This is a genomic window from Jeotgalicoccus halotolerans (assembly GCF_003387165.1).
Classification (GTDB): domain Bacteria; phylum Bacillota; class Bacilli; order Staphylococcales; family Salinicoccaceae; genus Jeotgalicoccus; species Jeotgalicoccus halotolerans.
Window position 1 is genome coordinate 605,682 of the sequence record NZ_QUMW01000009.1, and the last position, 19,855, is coordinate 625,536.

At 43.1% G+C, this 19,855-nt stretch carries 18 protein-coding genes; 5 read left to right on the forward strand and 13 right to left on the reverse strand.

Annotated elements, in window-relative coordinates:
• Positions 1-56: 56 nt before the first annotated feature.
• The 6 genes from DFR63_RS04305 to DFR63_RS04330 all read right to left on the reverse strand — a co-directional run bounded on the left by DFR63_RS04305 (position 57) and on the right by DFR63_RS04330 (position 6,672).
• Positions 57-1,601, reverse strand: coding sequence for a glutathione ABC transporter substrate-binding protein (locus DFR63_RS04305; RefSeq protein ID WP_245954124.1), 1,545 nt, complete (start codon positions 1,599-1,601; stop codon positions 57-59).
• Between the two features lie 303 nt (positions 1,602-1,904).
• Positions 1,905-3,584, reverse strand: a complete 1,680-nt coding sequence (locus tag DFR63_RS04310; RefSeq protein WP_115884517.1) for a glutathione ABC transporter substrate-binding protein — start codon at positions 3,582-3,584, stop codon at positions 1,905-1,907.
• Between the two features lie 126 nt (positions 3,585-3,710).
• Positions 3,711-3,953: a YneF family protein gene (locus DFR63_RS04315; protein WP_092599180.1), complete on the reverse strand. Its 243-nt coding sequence runs from the start codon at positions 3,951-3,953 to the stop codon at positions 3,711-3,713.
• 66 nt (positions 3,954-4,019) lie between these two features.
• Positions 4,020-6,005, reverse strand: a complete 1,986-nt coding sequence (tkt, locus tag DFR63_RS04320; protein ID WP_115884520.1) for a transketolase — start codon at positions 6,003-6,005, stop codon at positions 4,020-4,022.
• A gap of 15 nt (positions 6,006-6,020) precedes the next feature.
• A complete protein-coding gene (locus DFR63_RS04325; protein WP_115884523.1) occupies positions 6,021-6,266 on the reverse strand; it encodes a DUF896 domain-containing protein in 246 nt (81 codons plus the stop codon).
• A gap of 91 nt (positions 6,267-6,357) precedes the next feature.
• Entirely contained in the window at positions 6,358-6,672 is a 315-nt protein-coding gene (locus DFR63_RS04330) for a hypothetical protein (RefSeq protein WP_115884525.1), read from the reverse strand.
• A gap of 142 nt (positions 6,673-6,814) precedes the next feature.
• Between DFR63_RS04330 and lexA the strand changes: the two genes are divergently transcribed.
• Entirely contained in the window at positions 6,815-7,432 is a 618-nt protein-coding gene (gene lexA / locus DFR63_RS04335) for a transcriptional repressor LexA (RefSeq protein WP_115884528.1), read from the forward strand.
• Positions 7,433-8,130: 698 nt separating this feature from the next.
• On the opposite strand, the gene DFR63_RS04340 is transcribed toward lexA, so the two are convergent.
• The 3 genes from DFR63_RS04340 to panB are packed head-to-tail and all read right to left on the reverse strand — an operon-like array spanning position 8,131 to position 10,773.
• Entirely contained in the window at positions 8,131-9,120 is a 990-nt protein-coding gene (locus DFR63_RS04340; RefSeq protein ID WP_115884530.1) for a CAP domain-containing protein, read from the reverse strand.
• Positions 9,121-9,132: 12 nt separating this feature from the next.
• Positions 9,133-9,972, reverse strand: coding sequence for a pantoate--beta-alanine ligase (gene panC, locus DFR63_RS04345; protein ID WP_115884533.1), 840 nt, complete (start codon positions 9,970-9,972; stop codon positions 9,133-9,135).
• Positions 9,973-10,773 carry a 3-methyl-2-oxobutanoate hydroxymethyltransferase gene (gene panB, locus DFR63_RS04350; RefSeq protein ID WP_115884535.1) on the reverse strand — a complete coding sequence of 267 codons (801 nt, stop codon included), beginning with the start codon at positions 10,771-10,773 and terminating at the stop codon, positions 9,973-9,975.
• 72 nt (positions 10,774-10,845) lie between these two features.
• On the opposite strand from panB, the gene DFR63_RS04355 reads away from it, so the two are divergent.
• Complete coding sequence (locus DFR63_RS04355; protein WP_115884538.1) at positions 10,846-11,730, forward strand: ketopantoate reductase C-terminal domain-containing protein; 885 nt, start codon at positions 10,846-10,848, stop codon at positions 11,728-11,730.
• Positions 11,731-11,934: 204 nt separating this feature from the next.
• Here the strand turns inward: DFR63_RS04355 and DFR63_RS12025 are convergent, their stop codons facing one another.
• Entirely contained in the window at positions 11,935-12,138 is a 204-nt protein-coding gene (locus DFR63_RS12025; RefSeq protein ID WP_342767899.1) for a DedA family protein, read from the reverse strand.
• 96 nt (positions 12,139-12,234) lie between these two features.
• Positions 12,235-13,692, reverse strand: a complete 1,458-nt coding sequence (locus DFR63_RS04365; protein WP_115884540.1) for a protein adenylyltransferase SelO — start codon at positions 13,690-13,692, stop codon at positions 12,235-12,237.
• Positions 13,693-13,864: 172 nt separating this feature from the next.
• On the opposite strand from DFR63_RS04365, the gene DFR63_RS04370 reads away from it, so the two are divergent.
• Together DFR63_RS04370 and DFR63_RS04375 are read left to right on the forward strand one after the other, a co-directional pair.
• Positions 13,865-14,968, forward strand: a complete 1,104-nt coding sequence (locus DFR63_RS04370) for a YkvI family membrane protein (protein WP_115884543.1) — start codon at positions 13,865-13,867, stop codon at positions 14,966-14,968.
• 285 nt (positions 14,969-15,253) lie between these two features.
• Entirely contained in the window at positions 15,254-16,171 is a 918-nt protein-coding gene (locus DFR63_RS04375; protein WP_245954125.1) for a YkvI family membrane protein, read from the forward strand.
• A gap of 410 nt (positions 16,172-16,581) precedes the next feature.
• Here the strand turns inward: DFR63_RS04375 and DFR63_RS04380 are convergent, their stop codons facing one another.
• Positions 16,582-17,559 (reverse strand): nuclease-related domain-containing protein, encoded by a 978-nt coding sequence (locus DFR63_RS04380; protein WP_115884545.1) that lies wholly within the window; start codon positions 17,557-17,559, stop codon positions 16,582-16,584.
• Positions 17,560-17,794: 235 nt separating this feature from the next.
• On the opposite strand from DFR63_RS04380, the gene DFR63_RS04385 reads away from it, so the two are divergent.
• Entirely contained in the window at positions 17,795-18,865 is a 1,071-nt protein-coding gene (locus DFR63_RS04385) for a YkvI family membrane protein (RefSeq protein WP_115884548.1), read from the forward strand.
• Positions 18,866-18,916: 51 nt separating this feature from the next.
• Here the strand turns inward: DFR63_RS04385 and arcC are convergent, their stop codons facing one another.
• A complete protein-coding gene (gene arcC, locus DFR63_RS04390) occupies positions 18,917-19,855 on the reverse strand; it encodes a carbamate kinase (protein WP_115884550.1) in 939 nt (312 codons plus the stop codon).

Below are 19,855 nucleotides of genomic sequence, written 5' to 3' on the forward strand. Positions count from 1 at the left end.
CGCAGCCACAAAAACACCCGGACAGAATTTCTATTCCATCCGGGCGCTCTTATAATTTATTCTTCTGTGCTGAAGCTGGCATTTTCAAGTCTGATATTCCCTACAGGATCAAGACCAATATTGCTTACGCTGCCGTTATTCACTCCGAGCAGGAAGCTCGTGTGATTTAGATAAACTGCCGGTGAATCGTCAATCAGGAGCTGCTGTACTTCACTGTATGCTTCCTGACGTCCGTTTTCATCCGGATTTGTGCGTCCTTCATCCAGTAATGCATCGACTTCTTCATTCTTATAGAATGAACGGTTACCCGGTGCACCGAAGTTATTTGAATGGAAGAGTGCGTACAATCCGTAATCTGCATCAGCTGTTACTGTAGTCCAGCCGAGGATAAACATATCGTGTTCTCCGTTTGCAGTCTGATCGAGGAAAGCGCCCCACTCTGACTGCTGAACTTCCACAGTAATCCCGATTTCACTTAAGGCATTTTGAATATAAACTGCCGAGTCCACAATAGCAGGATCGTCATTCACCCATAATGTTGTAGTGAAACCGTCTGGCTGTGATGATTCACTTAAAAGTTCCTCTGCACGTTCAATATCAACTTCAATGCTTTCCAGGTTTTCATCGTAACCCCAGACATCCGGAGCTAGCGGACTTTCAGCTGCTATACCGTAACCGTCATACACACCGCTGATAATTTCATCACGGTCAACTGCATGGGCAATTGCCTGACGAACTAAAGGATCATCAAATGGTTCTTTCTCCATATTAAATCCTAAGTAGTTCATACGTACTGATTCGCTTTCGATTAATTCAGTTGCATCACCGTTTTGAATACGCTCTGCACTAGCTGTATCTATTTCATTCGCGATATCAATACCGCCAGTATCGAGTTCAGCTAAACGTGCCTGTGTTTCCGGTATAACTCTAAAAATAACTTCGTCAAATTCGCGCTCTCCATTTTGGAAATCTTCAAATCTGCTTAAAGTCACTGAATTTCCCGGCGAACGGTCTGCCAGCTGCAGGTGGTTCGTCCCATCTGTTTCAGCACCGGTAACAGCACCGATATGTTCACTGATTTCATCAGCTACAGTCTGGAACTCATCACCGCCAGCTTCACGCAGCTCGTAGTATTCTTCTAAACTGACATCACTGCCGGCCGCGTCCAAGGCAGGCTGGTAGTCTTTATCGATTAAATCCTTACTCATAATTCCGCCTGCGTTATGTGACAGGTGTGCAGGTAATGGAGCAAAGGCATATTCTGTATGTAAGTTCACCTCGTAGTCTCCAACGACTTCTACTTCTTCAATCATTTCGTAAAGGAATGCAACCTGTGATGCAACAGCCGGGTCATTAACACGGTCAATTGTTGCTTTCACATCTTCAGCAGTAAACTCCTGCCCGCTGTGGAAGGTTGTTCCTTCACGCAATTTGAAATTCCAAACTGTATCTTCCGTCGCTTCCCACTCAGTCGCAAGTCCAGGAGTCAATTCGAGCGCTTCATCCTGGAAAATTAAAGACTCGTAAATGTTACGTCTGATCTGTGCACTAGCCGAGTCATTCGAACCGTGCGGGTCAACTGTAACCATATCTTCAGACATACCGATGTTAATCGTTCCGCCTGACGTTTCTTCTGTACTTCCTTCTCACTCTGCAGCTTCATCTACATTTTCATCGCTTGAACATGCAGCTAAGACCAATGCTACAGTAAGTAAAAGGAGATACCTAAATCCTATTTTTACCATTTTTGTTAACCCCCAAAATATTTTGATAATTTGAATTATATAGAAAATATATAATTTTGCAATATTATGATTAATATTAGTATAAAAATTAAAAAATTAAGATATTACTGCATAAAAATACCTCTTAACTGACAAAAGCAGCCAAGAGGTATTTCCATATTATTTAAATCTCACCGTATCCAAATGTACTCTTCCTGTTGGATCAATTTCAACTTCACTTAATGAACTTTCATTATATCCAACTGCAAATTGGACGTGGAACAGATATGATGATGGTGATTCTTCAACTAGAATTTCTTCGATATCAGTATAAATCTGCTGACGTGCTTCGTCATCAACTTCGGCGCGTCCTGCATCTAACAACTCATCGACTTCGGGGTTGTCATAGAACACACGGTTTCCTGCCGCACCCTGGTGTTTAGAGTGGAACAGTGCATAGAGACCATAGTCTGCATCACCTGTTACCGTCGTCCATCCAAGGATAAACATTTCATGGTTGCCGTTCGCAAGTGTTTCTAAATACGCACCCCACTCGAACTGCTCAATCTCTACATTAATGTTAAGTTCAGCAAGTTCATTTTGAATATAGACAGCTGTATCGATAATCTGCTGGTCATCGTTAACCCAGATTGTTGTATCGAATCCGTCTGCCATATCAGTTTCTGCTAACAGTTCTTTTGCTTTTTCAATATTGTATTCCTGTCCTTCAAGGTCTTCAGAATATCCCCAGACACCCGGAGCCAAAGGACCTTTGGCAGGAATACCCATGTCATCGTAAACACCTGCTACAATTTCTTCGCGGTCAATGGCATATGAAATTGCCTGACGCACCTTGATGTCATCGAATGGTTCTTTATTCATATTAAATCCTAAATATGACATACGAACTGAATCTTTAACTGTTAAAGCAGTATCCGCACCATTTTCAATACGGTCAATGCTGGAAGAGTCAACATCCGTTGCGATTTGTACACCGCCTGTTTCGAGCTCTGCCATACGTGCACCGCTTTCAGGAATTACTTTGAATGTTACATTTTCAAAGTAGCGGTCTCCGCCTTGGAAGTCTTCAAATTTCTCCAGTTCTACTGTATCTCCCGCACTCCGTGAAACATATTTCAGATGGTTTGTTCCATTAGGCTCAGACCCAATTACCGTACCCACGTGTTCTGAAATATGCTCCTTAACGGAATCGTATTCTTCCCCGCCTGAGTCACGCGCTTCATAGTATTCTTCCAGTGTCATATCAACACCTGCTGCATCCAAAGCTGCCTGATAATCACTGTCAATCAGTTCCTTAGGCATAATGCCAGCCGTACTGTGAGCCAGGTGACTTGCCAGCGGCGCAAAAGGTATTGAAGTATGTATATTAATTTCATAATCATTTACAACTTCAACTTCTTCAATCATTTCAAAAAGAAAAAGTACTGGTGAAGCTAACGCTTCGTCCCTAACTCTGTCAAAAGTTGCGACTACATCTTCTGCAGTAAAATCTTCACCGTTGTGGAAAGTTGTACCTTCACGGAGTTTAAAATTCCATGTTGTTTCATCAACTTGCTCGTATTCAGTAGCGAGCCCCGGCTGTAATTCCATATTTACATCCTGATCTAATAATCTCTCATAAATATTTGTTCTTACCTGACTTGAAGCTGAATCATTTGAACCATGCAAGTCCAGCGACACTACATCCGCCATCGTCCCAATTGTTAAATCCCCTGTGTTTTCACTTTCTGCTGCGTCACCCCCGGCCGCTTCTTCTTCGACGTTTTCATCACTCGAACAAGCCGCCATAACAGTTAAGAAAGCGATTACAAAAAATATTAAAAAATTTTTGTGTTTCATTCTACTTTACCCCCTTTGCGTGATAAATTTATTATATCCATGCAGATAACAAAATTGCAATATTTTTCTAAAAATTGAATAAATATAAAAAACACGCATTTTTACAATGCGTGTTTTCATAAGTCTTTACTTCTTTTTGTCTTTTTTAGCTTGTTCTGATGATTTATTCATCATACTCAGCATTTGATTAATTTTCTTCTGAGAAGGTTTCTGACCCATCTGCATCATCATAATTCTGAGCATGTCTTCATTAATAGGAGGGTTTTTCTCCAAGTAATCCATCATGTATTTTCTAGAGATCCAAAATCCTAATGCGAAACCACCAATGAGGGCTACGATTACGATCAATATCCATATCCAAGTCGCCAAAATGCTCACCTCTTTTCCGTGTAAACCACTATTTAGTTTACCTTAACGGACATCTAAATTCAATGCTTATTTACTGCGGATAATATTTGCCAGGTTTTCTACAGTAAAGCCGTAGCGTTCAACGACTTCCCCGCCCGGTGCACTTGCTCCGAATGTATCAATTGTTAACAGTTTGCCTTTTATGCCGACAAATCTGTGCCAGCCGAGGCTCGCAGCCATCTCTACTGCTGTTCGGTTTTCAATGTCAGTGTTTAGCACTGATTCAATATATTCTTCATCCTGCTTTAAGAATGCCTGGACGTTTGGAATTGAGGCAACTTTAATATTTACGCCTTCTGCTGCCAGTTTTTCTGCAGTTTCAACTGCGAGTGAGACTTCACTTCCTGTAGCAAAGACAATTGCATCGTCTCCGCCGTCATAAGCGAGGTAACCGCCGCGACGTACGCCTTCTTCGACTTTTTCTTTATCGATATCCAAAACAGTGAGATCCTGGCGTGTCAGTACTAAAGCTGTCGGTGTGTCTTCAGACTCCAGTGCAACTTTCCAGGCTGCGCGCGTTTCATTGCCGTCTGCCGGACGGATAACATTCAGATTTGGAATGGCACGTAGACCTGCCAGCTGTTCAACCGGCTCATGCGTCGGCCCGTCTTCGCCGACTGCGATAGAATCGTGAGTGAATACGTATGTTACCGGTAATTTCATCAGTGCGCTTAAGCGTACTGCAGGCTTCAGATAGTCACTGAAGACAAAGAATGTTCCTGCATAAGGATAAACCCCGCCGTGTGCAGCCATTCCGTTAATTGCGGCTGCCATCGCAAATTCTCTTACACCGAACCATATATTGCGGCCCGCATAATTGTCTTTCGAGTAGTCGCTCGCTTCTTTAACATTTGTTTTGTTACTTCCCGCAAGGTCAGCTGCCCCGCCGAAGAAAGTCGGAATTGATTTTGATAATTCCTGAATCATATCTCCCGAGTTGCCGCGCGTTGCTTTTTTCGTTCCCGCTTCATAAATAGGTAGTTTTGAAGCATAGTTTTCAGGCAGTTCGCGTTTAACCGCAGCTGTAAAATCATTGTATCTTTCTTCATCCGCAGCTTTAAATGATTCAACTACTTTGTTCCACGCAGCTTCTTCAGCTTCCCCGCGTGCAGTTAATGTTTCATTAAAGCGCGTATAAACTGACTCGTCCACATCGAATGTTTTCAGGTGATCAAGTCCGTATGCTTCATAAGCACCCTGGCGTTCAGCATCTCCGAGCGGCGCGCCGTGGGCATCCGATTTGCCTGATTTGGTCGGTGCGCCAAAACCGATAACCGTTTTCACTTCGATCAGCGTCGGTTTATCGCTGTCTTTAGCGTCGTTGATTGCTTTATCGATTGCATCTAAATCGTTGCCGTCTTCTACGCGCAGATAGTTCCAGTTATAAGCTTTAAAACGTCCCGCAACATCTTCTGAGAAGCTCTTGTCAAGATCGCCGTCGAGTGAAATATCATTTGAATCGTAAAGTACAATCAGCTTGTTCAGTCCGAGGTGGCCTGCAAGTGATGCCGCTTCGTGCGAAATCCCTTCCATCAGGTCGCCGTCTGAAGCAAGCACATAAGTATAGTGGTCAACCACTTTACGGTCGTCTGTATTAAATACAGAATTCAGGTGTGTTTCCGCCATTGCCATACCGACACTCATAGCGAATCCCTGTCCAAGCGGACCTGTAGTAATTTCTACGCCGTCCGTATGTTTAAACTCAGGATGTCCCGGTGTTTTGGATTCGTACTGTCTGAATTCCTTTAAGTCATCCATTTCAAGAATGCCTGAAAGATGAAGCAGGCTGTAAATTAACATTGAGCCGTGGCCTGCGCTCAGCACGAAACGGTCTCTGTTAAACCAGTCGACATTTTTCGGGTTAAAATTTAAATGTTTTTGCCACAGTACATACGCCATCGGCGCTGCACCCATCGGCAGACCCGGGTGGCCTGAATTTGCTTTTTCAATTGCATCAATACTTAAAGAACGAATTGTATTGACCGCTAATAAGTCAGTCTTATCAAATGACATTTACTTTCGACTCCTTTAATTCTCTTCATTATTATTTTTATCTTTGCTGCGTAATGCCTTAACTTTGTCAGGGGTAACATCTTTACCTTCCGGATCAATCACTTTAGTGTTTTTAATCTGTTTCTTAAAAGAACTTCTAAAGTTGGATAAATATTCTTCTCTCAGACCAGTCAGCTCTTTAAGTTCCGCTTCAGATATTTTATCTTCACGCTTTAACTTTGCCAGCTGGTTGAGACGCTGTAATTTTTGATCGTCTAACATGAGCTCCACCCTTTCCAATATAATTTACCATAAAAAAGGTGCGGAAACCAAATGGTCCCGCACTTTAATAGATAATATATACACTAATTATTTAATTTCTGCTGGAAACGTCATAATTAACCCGTTCCGTCAGTGTCCCGCTGCTGATAAAACCGTTTGCCGGCCGTTTTTCTTCAGCTGTTTCATCCTCCGCCTCTTCAGGTTCATCAATTGACGAAGCCGATACTGTACCGTTCGCTTCTTGTTCGATTGTTTCATCATCTTCATTTTCTGAAAATGCAGTATTTTCATGAGAACGTACGTTCTCCGCATAATCAGGTTCAACCATATTAAAACTATATAAAAGCCCGAAGCTTAGCATTACCACGAATAATCCCGTGAGCGTCTTGAAATCTTTCATTGTCATTAATATCCACTCCTAAGAACAAATGTTTGTAATAACAATATAACAGAACACTTGTTCGCAGTCAATATAAATACGAACAAATGTTTGTAAGTGATTACACTATATGATAAAATTTAATTAATATAAGGCTGGAGGTAAAATTATGAAAGATTTAACAGACAGACAAAAAGATATTTTTCAATATATAAAACGCAGCGTAAATGATAAAGGCTATCCGCCGAGTGTCCGCGAAATCGGCAATGCCGTCGGACTCCAGTCGAGTTCAACGGTTCACGGCCATCTGGCAAAACTTGAAACTAAAGGCTATATTAAACGCGACCCGACAAAACCCCGCGCCATCGAAATCGTTCAGGCATCAGATGACAATGCTTCACCGGTCATTCATGTGCCGGTGCTCGGTAAAGTTACAGCTGGTCTGCCTATTACAGCCGTAGAAAACGTCGAAGAGTACTTCCCTCTGCCCGAACACTTTACGGCAAATCATAACAGTGAAATTTTCCTTTTGAATGTCGCTGGCGACAGTATGATTGATGCCGGCATACACGACGGCGACCGGGTCATCGTGCGCAAACAGAACATCGCGCACAACGGTGAAATTATCGTCGCTATGACAGAAGACGACGAAGCAACTGTTAAACGCTTCTATAAAGAAAAAGGCTACTACCGCCTGCAGCCGGAAAACACTTCGATGGAACCAATCTACCTCGATAACGTTATCGTCCTCGGTAAAGTTGTCGGCCTGTTCCGAGAATTTGTTTAATATAATATTAATTTTGACCGCCCTGAACTTTGTTCGGGGCGTTTTTTGTGCTGGGCGGGAGGCGCTTGCGTATGCATGAGCGTGTGTCATGTATATGTATCGTGATTTGCGTATACGTGAGCTGACGTCATGACTATGTATCGTGATTTACGTATACATGAGCTGTAGTCATGACTATGTATCGTGATTTACGTATACATGAGCTGTAGTCATGACTATGTATCGTGATTTGCGTATACGTGAGCTGTCGTCATGACTATGTATCGTGATTTACGTATACATGAGCTGTCGTCATGACTATGTATCGTGATTTACGTATACATGAGCTGAGGTCATGACTATGTATCGTGATTTGCGTATACATGAGCTGTCGTCATGACTATGCATCGTGATTTGCGTATACATGAGCTGGCCTCATGACTATGTATCGTGATTTGCGTATACGTGAGCTGACGTCATGACTATGTATCGTGATTTACGTATACATGAGCTGTCGTCATGACTATGTATCGTGATTTACGTATACATGAGCTGAGGTCATGACTATGTATCATGATTTGCATATGTATGACGGAATAATTCACGGGGCCTTCACTTTCTACATCACCCAAAATTAAATCATCCCGTTGTGATTTTCTCAACCCGTTAACAAACAAAAACACCCGGATTCATCGAATCCGGGTGCACGCCACACCATATTATTTCTGTATATAGTTTTCCGTATAATACGGTATATTGTCATTGTTATACTCGATGCCGACACCGAGATGGTTAAAGTTATCATTCAGTACATTCACCCGATGTGACGGAGAGTTCAGTAAACTGTGATGAGCGAATATGGGAGATGTATGGCCGGTCGCAATATTTTCCCCTGCCAGTCTAAATTCAACCGAGCCGTTTATTAGTCTGTCTTTAAGTGTGCGGCCGTCGGGTGAGTCGTGATCAAAGTAATTATTTTCTGCCATATCACTGCTGTGCCCGTAGGCGACTTGATTTGCAGAAGGATCCCGTTCCAGCACAGAATAACCATACTCAGCACGGGTTGCATTCACTAAATTAAAATGCATTTCCTCGTTATCTTCCCTCGCAGGATGATTGTAAAGATTATTGATTTCAATCACTTCATCTTTATTTATAATCAGCATGCCGTTCGCTTTATAGTTTTCATGTATATCGTAAAAGAAATATGCATAACAGTTGCCGGCATCGAAGACATCGTATTCTTCATGGTCAACTTTCAGCCGCTTCCACTGTTTACGGATATAATCGACCGGTTTGCCGTATACTTCGCGCAGCTTATCCCGGTTCATTCCTTCAATACTCATCTTTCCGAATGACACATCGCCCGAATTAGTGTAGCCGCCGGTCACAATGCCGTCGCGGACGAGCACCATGTGAAAGGCTCCCGGCTGGTTCATAATAACAAAGTCGCCTTCGTATTCGGAATGAACCACCGCCTCTTCATCTGTCCTGAACGAGGAACCGAGTGAATAATCGATGTTCGTCTCCTGTGTTCCGTGAACCTGTTCAATTTTTGACGTATCGTAATTCGGAATGATATTCTGTTCCAGCCAGTAATTAAAATAATCTTCGGTCAGACCTTCCTCGAAATCGTAGGATTGTATGGCCGGTAAGATAAAGAACAAGGCTGCATATAATATTAATAACGCTGCGATCCGCCGTGCCATATTACTCCTCCATTAAATGCTGACGTATAAATTATCAATCAATCTTGCTTTTTCAAATTGCACTGCAATAAATATAATAACATCCTGATCGATGTTTTCAACCGGCTCCAGTCCGCGCGCTGTGTAAATCGCGAGGTCATCGACAGTGCCGCTTGTCTTTTGTTCAATATGCAGCCTGATAAACGACATCACTTTATCCGTATTGACAGTGCCGTTTTTAATCTGTTCAGCCGCGTTTAATAAGGCGGCATATATTTCCGGTGCTTCCCTATATTCTTCTCCGCTTAAATTGACATTGCGGGAACTTTTCGCAAGGCCGCTCTCTTCACGTTTTGTCGGCACCCCGATAATCTCAACCGGCACATTAAAATCCCGGACATAGCGTTCAATAACCATCAGCTGCTGGCGATCTTTTTCACCGAACACCGCAATATCAGGCCGAATAATATTAAACAGTTTGCTGACCACTGTGACTACACCTTCGAAGTGCCCCGGACGCTTTACCCCGTCCAGTATATCCGCCATCGTTTTAATGCCGAGCGTGAATTCCATACCCTCCGGATACATTTCATCATCTGCCGGGTGGAAAACAAAATCCACACCGTGCTCCCGGCAGATGTTTAAATCACGTTCTAAGTCGCGCGGGTAAGTATCATAATCTTCCTCCGGCCCGAACTGCAGCGGATTGACAAAAATACTGACTGCCACAAGGTCAGCGTGCTGCTTCGCTGCTTCAATCAGCGCTGCATGGCCTTCATGCAGATAGCCCATAGTCGGCACAAGCGCAATTTTTTTACCGCTCTCTCTGTCTAAAAGTCTTCTTACTTCTTTAATACTTCCGGTATGCTGCATTTATTCGTACACCCGTTTCTTATAGGTTGTTTCCTCTGTCGGGAACATTCTGCTCTTCACTTCGTTCCGGTAGTTCGTGAGCCCCTCAACAGCAACTGAATTTATATCCGCATACGGTTTAACGAATTTCGGCAGACGGTCGCTGCCGTACTGCAGAAGATCGTGATAAACGAGCACCTGGCCGTCGGTATGAATGCCTGCCCCGATGCCGATTGTCGGAATGCTGACTGTTTCCGTTACCTTTTTGGCAAGGTCCATCGGAATTGCTTCCAGCACCATCATCGATGCGCCGGCCGCTTCAAGTGCTTTCGCATCTTTAAGCAGCTGTTCAGCCTGCTCCGAGTCTCCCGCCTGCATTTTAAAGCCTGTAATACCGAAGTGCTGCGGTGTTAATCCTAAATGCCCGCAGACAGGTACACCCGCTTTAACCAGTCCGCGGATAACATCAAATGAGTCGGCGCCTTCCATTTTGATCATATTCGCATCGCTGTTCTGATACAATCTGATGCCGTTTTTAATCCCTTCATTTACATCTGTATGATGAGTACCGAAAGGCATATCAACGACGATAAAGGTATCCGCTGCACCGCGTCTTGCCGCCTTCGCGTGGTGAATCATATCGGCGAGTGTCACCTGTACCGGTGATTCGTACCCCAGGACGACCATTCCAAGTGAATCTCCCACTAAAATGACGTCCACATCAGCCTGTTCTGCAAGTTTTGCAGAAGGGTAATCATATGCTGTTACCATCACTATTCTGTCATTGTTTTTCATGCTGATTAAATCTGCTGTCGACTTCATAGTTTCCCTACTTTCTTAAAATTAGATATAATTATTTTACCACAAATACAAACAAAAAACGGAGTGACATATATGAAAATAGGTATTATCGGTGCGGGGGCAGTCGGCAGTATTATCGCCCGCGAATTTTCTAAACTGCCCGCGGATAAAGTACAGCTTACATTAATGGCCCGGACACCGAGGGACGGCTTTACTATCCTAGAAGACGGGGTAAAAACATATCATGAAATACAGGTTCACGATGTAAATAAAGTATCGGAACGATTTGATGTGGTCTTTGTCGCGACAAAGACCCCGGCACTTGAAATGCTGAAAGATACAGTTGATAACATCACCCGTAAAGATTCGGAAATTATCTATGCACTGAACGGCATGGGCTACGATTCAGTCTTCGAAGGCGGGATTCCGTCCGTTGTTTACATCAGCGGCCAGCAGCATGACGATTACATCGAACACTTCGTCAATCAAAAGATTATATTGCCTGAAACGGACTATACTTATATCGATGAACTGATCGCAATGATTAATGTTAGTCAACAGGTTAATTTCGAACTCTTGAAAAGTTCCGATTTTAACAAAATACGCTATGAGAAGCTGCTGATAAATGTCGGTATTAATTCGGTGACCGCACTCAGCAAAAATACCTCAAAAATATTCGAAGATGATAAAATGGTTCAGCTGACCCGCCAGCTGCTCGAAGAAGCGATAACCGTTGTAAACAAATACAATAGTGACGGTGTGCAGATTGGTGATGACTTTACCGACACTGCTATGGATATGTATTACAGCTATCCCCGTGATATGGGCACGAGTATGTATTACGACGTTATGGCGAACCGCACTACGGAATTTGAACACATCCAGCAGTTTATCTTTAACATGAAAGAGGACGGTGACCTGCACACACCCGTGCTCGACATGGTCGTCACCCTCTTCGCCGGCTATGAAAAACAGTAAACTAAAAAGGAGAAATCACCTGATGGTGATTTCTCCTTTTCTTATTTCACTTTTTTCTTTGGCCTGAAGTAAAAGAGCCTAGCTAAGAATGCTAGAGCTAAAATAACAAGGATTGCGTAAACAATATTCGAATACACATCTATAACTCCTGCAATATCTTCCCAGTTCTCTCCGATTGGCTACATCCGCTGTCGTCAGGCGCAGCTATTTGCCGTATTTTAAGATTATCCGCTTCATCCGTCCAAGCCCGAGGATACCGCCGATGTAATACAGCACGACCGCCCCGCCGACGGAGCCTGCCGTCGAAGCAGCAATCACACCGGTTACTGACATATTAGATGGTGCAGTCATAAAACCGCCAAATGTTAAGATAACTTCCGAAGGTATCGGCGGAAATATATTTTCCACTGCAATCAGGATTATAATTGGGGCGTAGCCAAACTGATTAATAACTTCTTCTAAAAAATTCTGCCTTCTTTTCTCTGTCCCCGAAATAATTTATTTTTATGTTCCGCAGTATGTTTTAAAGTTCGGGTCAGCATCATCTTCCCCCGGGGCATCGGTATATTTCCCGCCAAGTTTATCGTTAAACGGTTTCGATACAGCTTTCAGCAGCTGTTTTAATTCGCCGTAATGGCCTTCCACTGCGAGGTCCAATGATTTTTGAACCAGGTGATTCCGGGGAATAAAACTCGGATTCGCCGCATTCATCGCGATATCAATTTCTTCTTTTTTTGCACTCTGAGCTTTCTTTCTCGCCTGATACTGTTCAAACCAGTTAATAAAGTCACTATCGTTAAACATCGGCAGTTTATCGTAATTCGTCAGATAAAGGTCCCGGAAGGTGCGTGTGTAATCCGCTTCATACTTAAACATAAAGCGAAGCAGATCATCGACCAGCTGCACATCATACTGCGCTTCATAATCCAAATCCAGTATTCCGAGCTTGTCGCCCGTCAGTGAAATATACTTTCTATTATAATACTGAGGATACTTATCGAGCACTGTCTGGGCGGCCTGCACCGCTTCTTCTTCGGAGCTCTTAAACAGCGGACACAGCGCTTCTCCGAGCTTGCCTAAATCCCACTGCCCGATCGGCGGCTGATTTTTGTACCGGTAGCGTCCGCCCGTATCAATTGAACTGAAAAACGTATCCGGATTATACACATCCATAAAGGCACAGGGACCATAATCAAGCGTTTCGCCTGAAATTGAAATGTTATCCGTGTTCATCACTCCATGAATAAAACCGACAGCCTGCCACTGTGCAATCAGTTCTGCCTGCTTCCGCACGACATGGTCGTAAAATAAGAGATATTTTTTATCTTCTTCAAGCGCGGACAGGTACGGATAATGACGTTCGATTGCAAAATCCGCGAGTTCTATTAAGTCCTCTTTCGACTGGCGTGCAGCATATTCAAACGTACCGACCCGTATATGTGAAGCCGCAATGCGTGTCAAAATACCGCTTGGCGTCGTTATCTGACGTGTCAGCTGTTCTCCCGTATCAACAACAGCCAGTGCTCGAGTTGTTGCAATACCAATATTCGCCATATATTCGCTGATGATATATTCCCGCAGCATCGAATCAATCGGCGCCCGGCCGTCACCCTGACGAGAATACTTCGTTGCGCCGGACCCTTTTAAGACAACATCGTATTTTTCGCTATCTGTGTTATGCTCACCTAAGAGAACGTTCCGGCCATCGCCGAGCATGTTGAGTGTTCCGAACTGATGTCCCATGTAGGCTTGTGCAATCGGTTCTGCTGATTCCGGCAGACGGTTGCCGCTGAAAAACTCAGCATCGTCTTCAAGTGCATGCTCATCCAGTTCAAGCAGTCTTGCCAGGTGGTTATTAAAAAGAACAACTTTCGGCGCCTCAGACTCTTCGGGTTCGTAAGGAGACCAGAAAGTTCGCGGCAGCGCTTTATAGTCATGTGTAAAATTAAAGCCTTTATACATTAAAATTCCCCTTTCAAAACAAACGTTCAAACTTAATCTCTAGTATCTGAGTATACTATATGCACGAACCCATGTATAACAGAATACACTGCTGTATTCGGCAGTAAATCTTTTGTTAAGTTTTTAGAAAAAAGGGTATAATCAGTAACATACAGAAATAGGAGTTGGAATCATGGCAAATGGTAAAAGTCGTGCTTCCTGGAAATATGCCTTTGCGTATACCGGTATTGTTGTAGGTGCCGGCTTTGCAACAGGACAGGAAGTACTTCAGTTTTTCGCAAGTTACGGACTTATCAGTTTTATCGGTGTTATTTTAACGGGGCTCGCAGTAATGTTTATCGGACGCCAGGCGGCAAAACTCGGCTACTCGACACATGCCGAATCCCACGTGCTGCCGCTGAATACACTATTCGGAAAAAAACTCGGCCTCGTCGTTGATATTATTCTCGCTTTTTTCCTTTATGGTCTTGCGATCGTAATGATTGCGGGAAGCGGCGCAACTTTCAACGAAGGTTTTGGTGTTCATCCGCAGGTTGGCGCAATCATTCTGATTATACTTGCTTTTATTACATTATTAATGGATTTTGATAAAATCGTCTCCATAATCGGCGTCATTACTCCTGTGCTGGTCATTGCAATGTTTTTTATTGCAGGGTATAACATATTGAATCCGGTGGTCCCGCTGTCGGAAGTCAATCAGTATAACGATGTATCACGAACACCGACTGGTTTCTGGTGGTTTGACGCTATTACTTATGCCGGCTTTACGCTGGCAACCGCTTTCAGCTTTTTATCAATAATGGGATCTGAATCCGCCCGCCAATCTATCGTCAGACGCGGTGCGGTTTACGGTGGACTCTTAATCACGCTGTTAATGCTTCTGATAAACTTCGGGGTACTGTCAATCATACCGAACGCTTACGACGTGGCCCTGCCGACGATGCAGATGGCAGTAAATGTGTCACCATGGCTCGGTACCGCCTACTCGGTAATTATTATATTATTAATTTATAATTCTATCGTCGGCTTTTTATTTCCTTTCCTCGCGCGTTTTACAAAACCCGGGACAGGTAAATACAAAATGCTGCTGGCCGCCTCGCTGATTATCGGCTACTTCGGCACTTATGTCGGTTTCGTCGAGCTCGTTAATATTATTTACCCGCTGTTTGGTTATGTCGGCATGACTATCGGAGTAATGCTGACTATTCGCTGGGTATTTTTAAAACTTAAGGCACGAAAGCTGGCTGAAAAATTGTCGGATAACGAAGATGAATAAGATGATTAATCCTGTGACTGCCTCCCGGCAGCTGCAGGATTTTTTGATATCTTTTCCGCTTATAAAGTTTATTTTTTTTCTAATAGTTTATATAAGTTATGTAAACAACATACAGGAGATGAAATTATGTCACAAGGTAAAAACCGTGCTTCATGGCGAATGGGCTTTGCATATGCCGGAATAATCGTTGGAGCCGGATTCTAAACAGGACAGGAAGTACTGCAATTTTTTGCCAGTCACGGGCTGGTCAGTATTTTAGGAATTATACTGGCGGCGCTGATTTTAATGTTCGTCGGCAGACAGGCGGCAAAACTCGGCTTCAGGTTGAATGCCGAATCACATGAAACGCCGCTCAGGGTACTCTTCGGTGCCAAACTCGGCCTGGTCATCGATTACGTTTTAATATTCTTTTTATACGGTATCGCGGTCGTTATGATTGCAGGGAGCGGTGCTACTTTTAATCAGGCCTTTGGTATACATCCGCAGCTCGGCGTGCTGATTCTTATACTATTAACCTTCGGCACACTGCTGCTTAATTTCGATAAGATCGTTAATATTATAGGCGGAATTACGCCGCTGTTAATTATCGCAGTGGTTATTATTACCGGTTACAACATATTAAATCCATACGTTCCCTACTCTGAGGTCAATAACTATGTGGAACCGTCACGCACCCCAAGTTCATTCTGGTGGTTCGATGCGATTACTTATGCAGGACTTGCACTCGCGACAGCATTCAGCTTTTTATCGATTATGGGATCTGAAGCTCAGAGACACGCAATTGCCCGCAGGGGTGCAATTTATGGCGGCCTGATTATTATGCTGTTAATGCTGCTGGTTAATGTCGGTGTGCTGTCAGTAATGCCGACAGCAAACGAGGTGCCGCTGCCGGCCATGGAAATGGCGGACAATATGGCACCGTGGCTCGGGTCAGTCTATTCAATCATTATCATTCTGCTGATTTACAATTCAGTAGTCGGTTTAATGTATCCATTCCTGACCCGCTTCACCACTGCTTATTCCGGAAAGTATAAAATTATGCTGATCGTCTCGCTTATCGCAGCCTTTATAATTGCCAACGTCGGATTCGTCGAACTTGTCAATATCGTTTACCCGATCCTCGGCTATATCGGACTCGCAATCTCACTTTCGCTGTTCATCCGCTGGATTATGAACAAGAATACGAAGAAAAAACTGCTTTAAATACTGTAGAAGATAAAAATCGCCCATCCGCTTTGTGCGGATGGGCTGTTTTGATGGGTGGGTGTGAGGAAGTGACAATCTTGGTTGCCCATGTGAAAACTACATGGGAATTCAAACGCTGCTCGTTGCCCATGTGAAAACTACATGGGAATTCAAACGCTGCTCGTTGCCCATGTGAAAACTACATGGGAATTCAAACGCTGCTCGTTGCCCATGTGTAAACTACATAGGAATTCAAACGCTGCTCGTTGCCCATGTCAAAACTACATGGGAATTCAAACGCTGCTCGTTGCCCATGTGTAAACTACATGGGAATCCAAACGCTGCTCGTTGCCCATGTGTAAACTACATGGTAATTCAAACGCTGCTCGTTGCCCATGTCAAAACCGCATGAGAATCCAACAATCAGCTCAGCCCTTCAGATGGTCTTTATATTTAAAGTACAGCTCTGCTTTCGATATTGCCTCTTCAAAATTACGATATTTAAAAGTATATGTCGTTTTCTTTCCTTTTCTATCCACGTAACAATGCTTTAATAAAATTCTGTATACAACTTTAAATGTGAGACTGTGTCCGATAAAGTTCATAAATGAGACTCTCGTCATTGGTTTTCCATAAAAAAGATACTTATAATCACTAAGCGCACGTAATAGAAGTGTTTCGTTAGTCATTTTACTTTGACATTCTGTACAAGTGAAATGAAAACGTGTTTTTAACAAGTTATAACTGCTACATTGTTCGCAGTACACTCCCTTCCTCAGCCGCGTCTCATCAACATCACTTTTAAAGTAGGGATTTTCTGCAATGTGTTCACTCAAAAGCCGGACTATGAATTGTGATTTATTACCGATTTTCCCGCCTCGGAACTGCCTGAAATATCTTCTTAAATCGGAACGCACAACAATTTTACTCCAAAGGGAATTGTCGTCGGTATGCAGATAAAAATCATCGCTCGGGAAAATCAGTTTACCGCTGACCCGAAAGCTGCTGTTAGCAGCATTCCTCAAGCCAATCAGTTTTCCGACGGCACGGTTTAACTGAGCGACCGGATCTTCTGATATTCTCCGTCCGGCTCGGTACCAGTCACCGCCTTCAACCTTGTAATCTCCCGTGTAGTTCTTTATCTCGTTTACAGCGATTCCTTCATCATCAATGACGAGAGCATCGTACTGGGTAACAGATTCTCCGATTTTAATATAAAGGTCCCGGTAAACTAAGACATCACCGTGTCCGACATCATTAAAAATCTCATCGTATAAACACTCTCCCTCAAAACCTTTCAACGTTGCAGCATGTCTTCTGTTTTCTTGCTTCGTTAATTCACTCCTTTTTTCAAGCGCATCGTAAAATAATAAATCATGGGATTTAAGTCTCGGATTCAAGAACATTTATCCGCCTCCAATATAAATTTGCTTATATCAGTTATACAGCAAATCGCTGTACAAAAATCATAAATGCCAAACAACTTACAAAAATTGCAAAACTGTATCAATATCACTACTGAAATATAGTTACAGAAATTACCACTAAATTTTATATTACTTATTACACATTTACGGTACTGATAAAAGTCCAACTGTGTTAGTATGTTCACTTGTGTTATTAATTTAGGAGGAGATTTTTGTGCAAGCACAAAAAGATGCAATTAAATTTGCTTTTGCCTACACGGGAATTGTTGTAGGTGCGGGGTTCTCTACCGGTCAGGAAGTTTTACAGTTCTTCACCAGTTTTGGCCTCTGGAGTTTTGCAGGTGTAGCAGTTGCTGCAATCTGCGTATTATTTATGAGCAGGCAGACTGCCAAGCTTGGATACAGATACGATGTAGTTTCTCATGAAGTACCACTACATAAATTGTTTGGGAAAACTGCAGGTACATTGGTCGATTATATCTTTGCTTTTTTTATGTATGGGATTGCAATTATAATGATTGCGGGAAGCGGTTCGGCTTTTGAAGAGAGTTTCGGTCTCGAACCCTGGATCGGTTCCATCGTGCTGTTATTTTTAGTGTTCTTCACACTGCTTTTGGATTTCGACAAAATTGTTACTGTACTCGGTGCAGTGACACCGTTTTTAATTATTGCAGTATTAATCATTTCACTGGTTAATATTTTCAATCCGGACGTTGTCCAGAGCGAGGTGAATCAGGCTGCAGATATCAGCCGCACACCGACAGGTCTCTGGTGGTTCGATGCAATCACCTACTCAGGCGTCGTTATCGGTGTCGCCTTCAGCTTTCTGTCTATTATGGGAGCTGATGCTGATAAACAATTTACCGCACGGCGAGGCGCAGTCTACGGCGGAATAATATTTCTTATTATGCTGTTTCTGCTCAATGCCGGAATGCTTGCAGTACTGGATGAGGCAAACCGTGTAGCGCTGCCGACACTTGTTATGGCAAATGCTATTCATCCGATCTTCGGGACTGTATTCTCGATTATTATTATCTTACTGATTTACAATACTGTCGTCGGTTTGCTGTATGCATTTTTAGCACGTTTTACAAAACCGTATTCCAAAAAATATAAGATCTGGCTGGTTACATCTCTCGTTATCGGATATATTTTAACGTTTGTCGGCTTTGTGGATCTCGTTAATTTCTTCTATCCGATTTTCGGTTATGCCGGAGTCCTCATCGGTCTCGGACTTTTAATCAGATGGATAATCAATAAAAATACGACCAAAACTTTATTATAAGACGGCACAAAAAAGCTGTGAAGACTGAGTCTTCACAGCTTTTTACATACTTTATAATTTAATTCTTGTACCCGCTTTACCTTCAAGTGCAAGTACTGCTTCATCTAATGAACAGATGATGCCTTCTTTGCCTTCGTGTTTAGCGAATGCGATTGCCGCTTCGATTTTAGGAAGCATAGAACCTGCCGGGAATTGTCCGTCAGCAACGTGCTTTTCAGCTTCTTCAACAGTAATCTCTTCAAGCTTCTGCTCGTTTTCTTTACCGAAGTTGATATAAACGTTAGGAACGTCTGTCAGCATCATGAATACGTCAGCTTCAGTTTGTTGTGCAAGTTTTAAGCCTGAACGGTCTTTATCGATTACAGCTTCAACGCCGTGGATTTGACCTTTGTCGTCGCGGTAAATAGGAATACCGCCGCCGCCTGATGATACAACGAGTGATGTTTCAATCAGTGTTTTGATTTCTTCAACACCGTGGATAACTTTTGGTTCAGGAGAAGGTACAACACGTCTGAATCCGCGGCCTGCGTCTTCAGCCATCTGATAGCCTTTTTCTTCAGTCATTTTTTTAGCTTCTTCTTCTGTGAAGAATACGCCGACAGGTTTAGTCGGGTTGTCGAAAGCTTTGTCGTCTTTGTCGACTTCTACCATTGTAAGCAGTGTAACAACGTTTGTTTTGTCGCCGCCTTCAGCCAGTCTGTTTTTAAGGGCAGATTCCATCATGTAGCCGATCATCCCTTGAGATTCAGCATTGTTGACGAAAATCGGCATTGCTGGAATTTCTTCTTTCGCCGCTTCGTTTTGAGCGATGATGTTGCCGACCTGCGGACCGTTACCGTGTGTAACGACGATTTTATGGCCTGCTTCTGAAATTTCAACCATGCGGTTTGCCGCATTAACCACGTTCTGGTACTGGTTTTCAAATGTTGCTTCCTGTTTAGGCTGTAAAATTGCATTTCCGCCTAAAGCTAATACTACTTTTTTACCCAT

Coding starts and splice junctions, on each gene's coding strand:
- DFR63_RS04305 (WP_245954124.1), bottom strand. CDS start 1,601: ATGTCTGAAGATATGGTTACAGTTGACCCGCACGGTTCGAATGACTCG.
- DFR63_RS04310 (WP_115884517.1), bottom strand. CDS start 3,584: ATGAAACACAAAAATTTTTTAATATTTTTTGTAATCGCTTTCTTAACT.
- tkt (WP_115884520.1), bottom strand. CDS start 6,005: ATGTCATTTGATAAGACTGACTTATTAGCGGTCAATACAATTCGTTCT.
- DFR63_RS04325 (WP_115884523.1), bottom strand. CDS start 6,266: ATGTTAGACGATCAAAAATTACAGCGTCTCAACCAGCTGGCAAAGTTA.
- DFR63_RS04330 (WP_115884525.1), bottom strand. CDS start 6,672: ATGACAATGAAAGATTTCAAGACGCTCACGGGATTATTCGTGGTAATG.
- lexA (WP_115884528.1), top strand. CDS start 6,815: ATGAAAGATTTAACAGACAGACAAAAAGATATTTTTCAATATATAAAA.
- DFR63_RS04340 (WP_115884530.1), bottom strand. CDS start 9,120: ATGGCACGGCGGATCGCAGCGTTATTAATATTATATGCAGCCTTGTTC.
- panC (WP_115884533.1), bottom strand. CDS start 9,972: ATGCAGCATACCGGAAGTATTAAAGAAGTAAGAAGACTTTTAGACAGA.
- panB (WP_115884535.1), bottom strand. CDS start 10,773: ATGAAGTCGACAGCAGATTTAATCAGCATGAAAAACAATGACAGAATA.
- DFR63_RS04355 (WP_115884538.1), top strand. CDS start 10,846: ATGAAAATAGGTATTATCGGTGCGGGGGCAGTCGGCAGTATTATCGCC.
- DFR63_RS04365 (WP_115884540.1), bottom strand. CDS start 13,692: ATGTATAAAGGCTTTAATTTTACACATGACTATAAAGCGCTGCCGCGA.
- DFR63_RS04370 (WP_115884543.1), top strand. CDS start 13,865: ATGGCAAATGGTAAAAGTCGTGCTTCCTGGAAATATGCCTTTGCGTAT.
- DFR63_RS04375 (WP_245954125.1), top strand. CDS start 15,254: ATGTTCGTCGGCAGACAGGCGGCAAAACTCGGCTTCAGGTTGAATGCC.
- DFR63_RS04380 (WP_115884545.1), bottom strand. CDS start 17,559: ATGTTCTTGAATCCGAGACTTAAATCCCATGATTTATTATTTTACGAT.
- arcC (WP_115884550.1), bottom strand. CDS start 19,855: ATGGGTAAAAAAGTAGTATTAGCTTTAGGCGGAAATGCAATTTTACAG.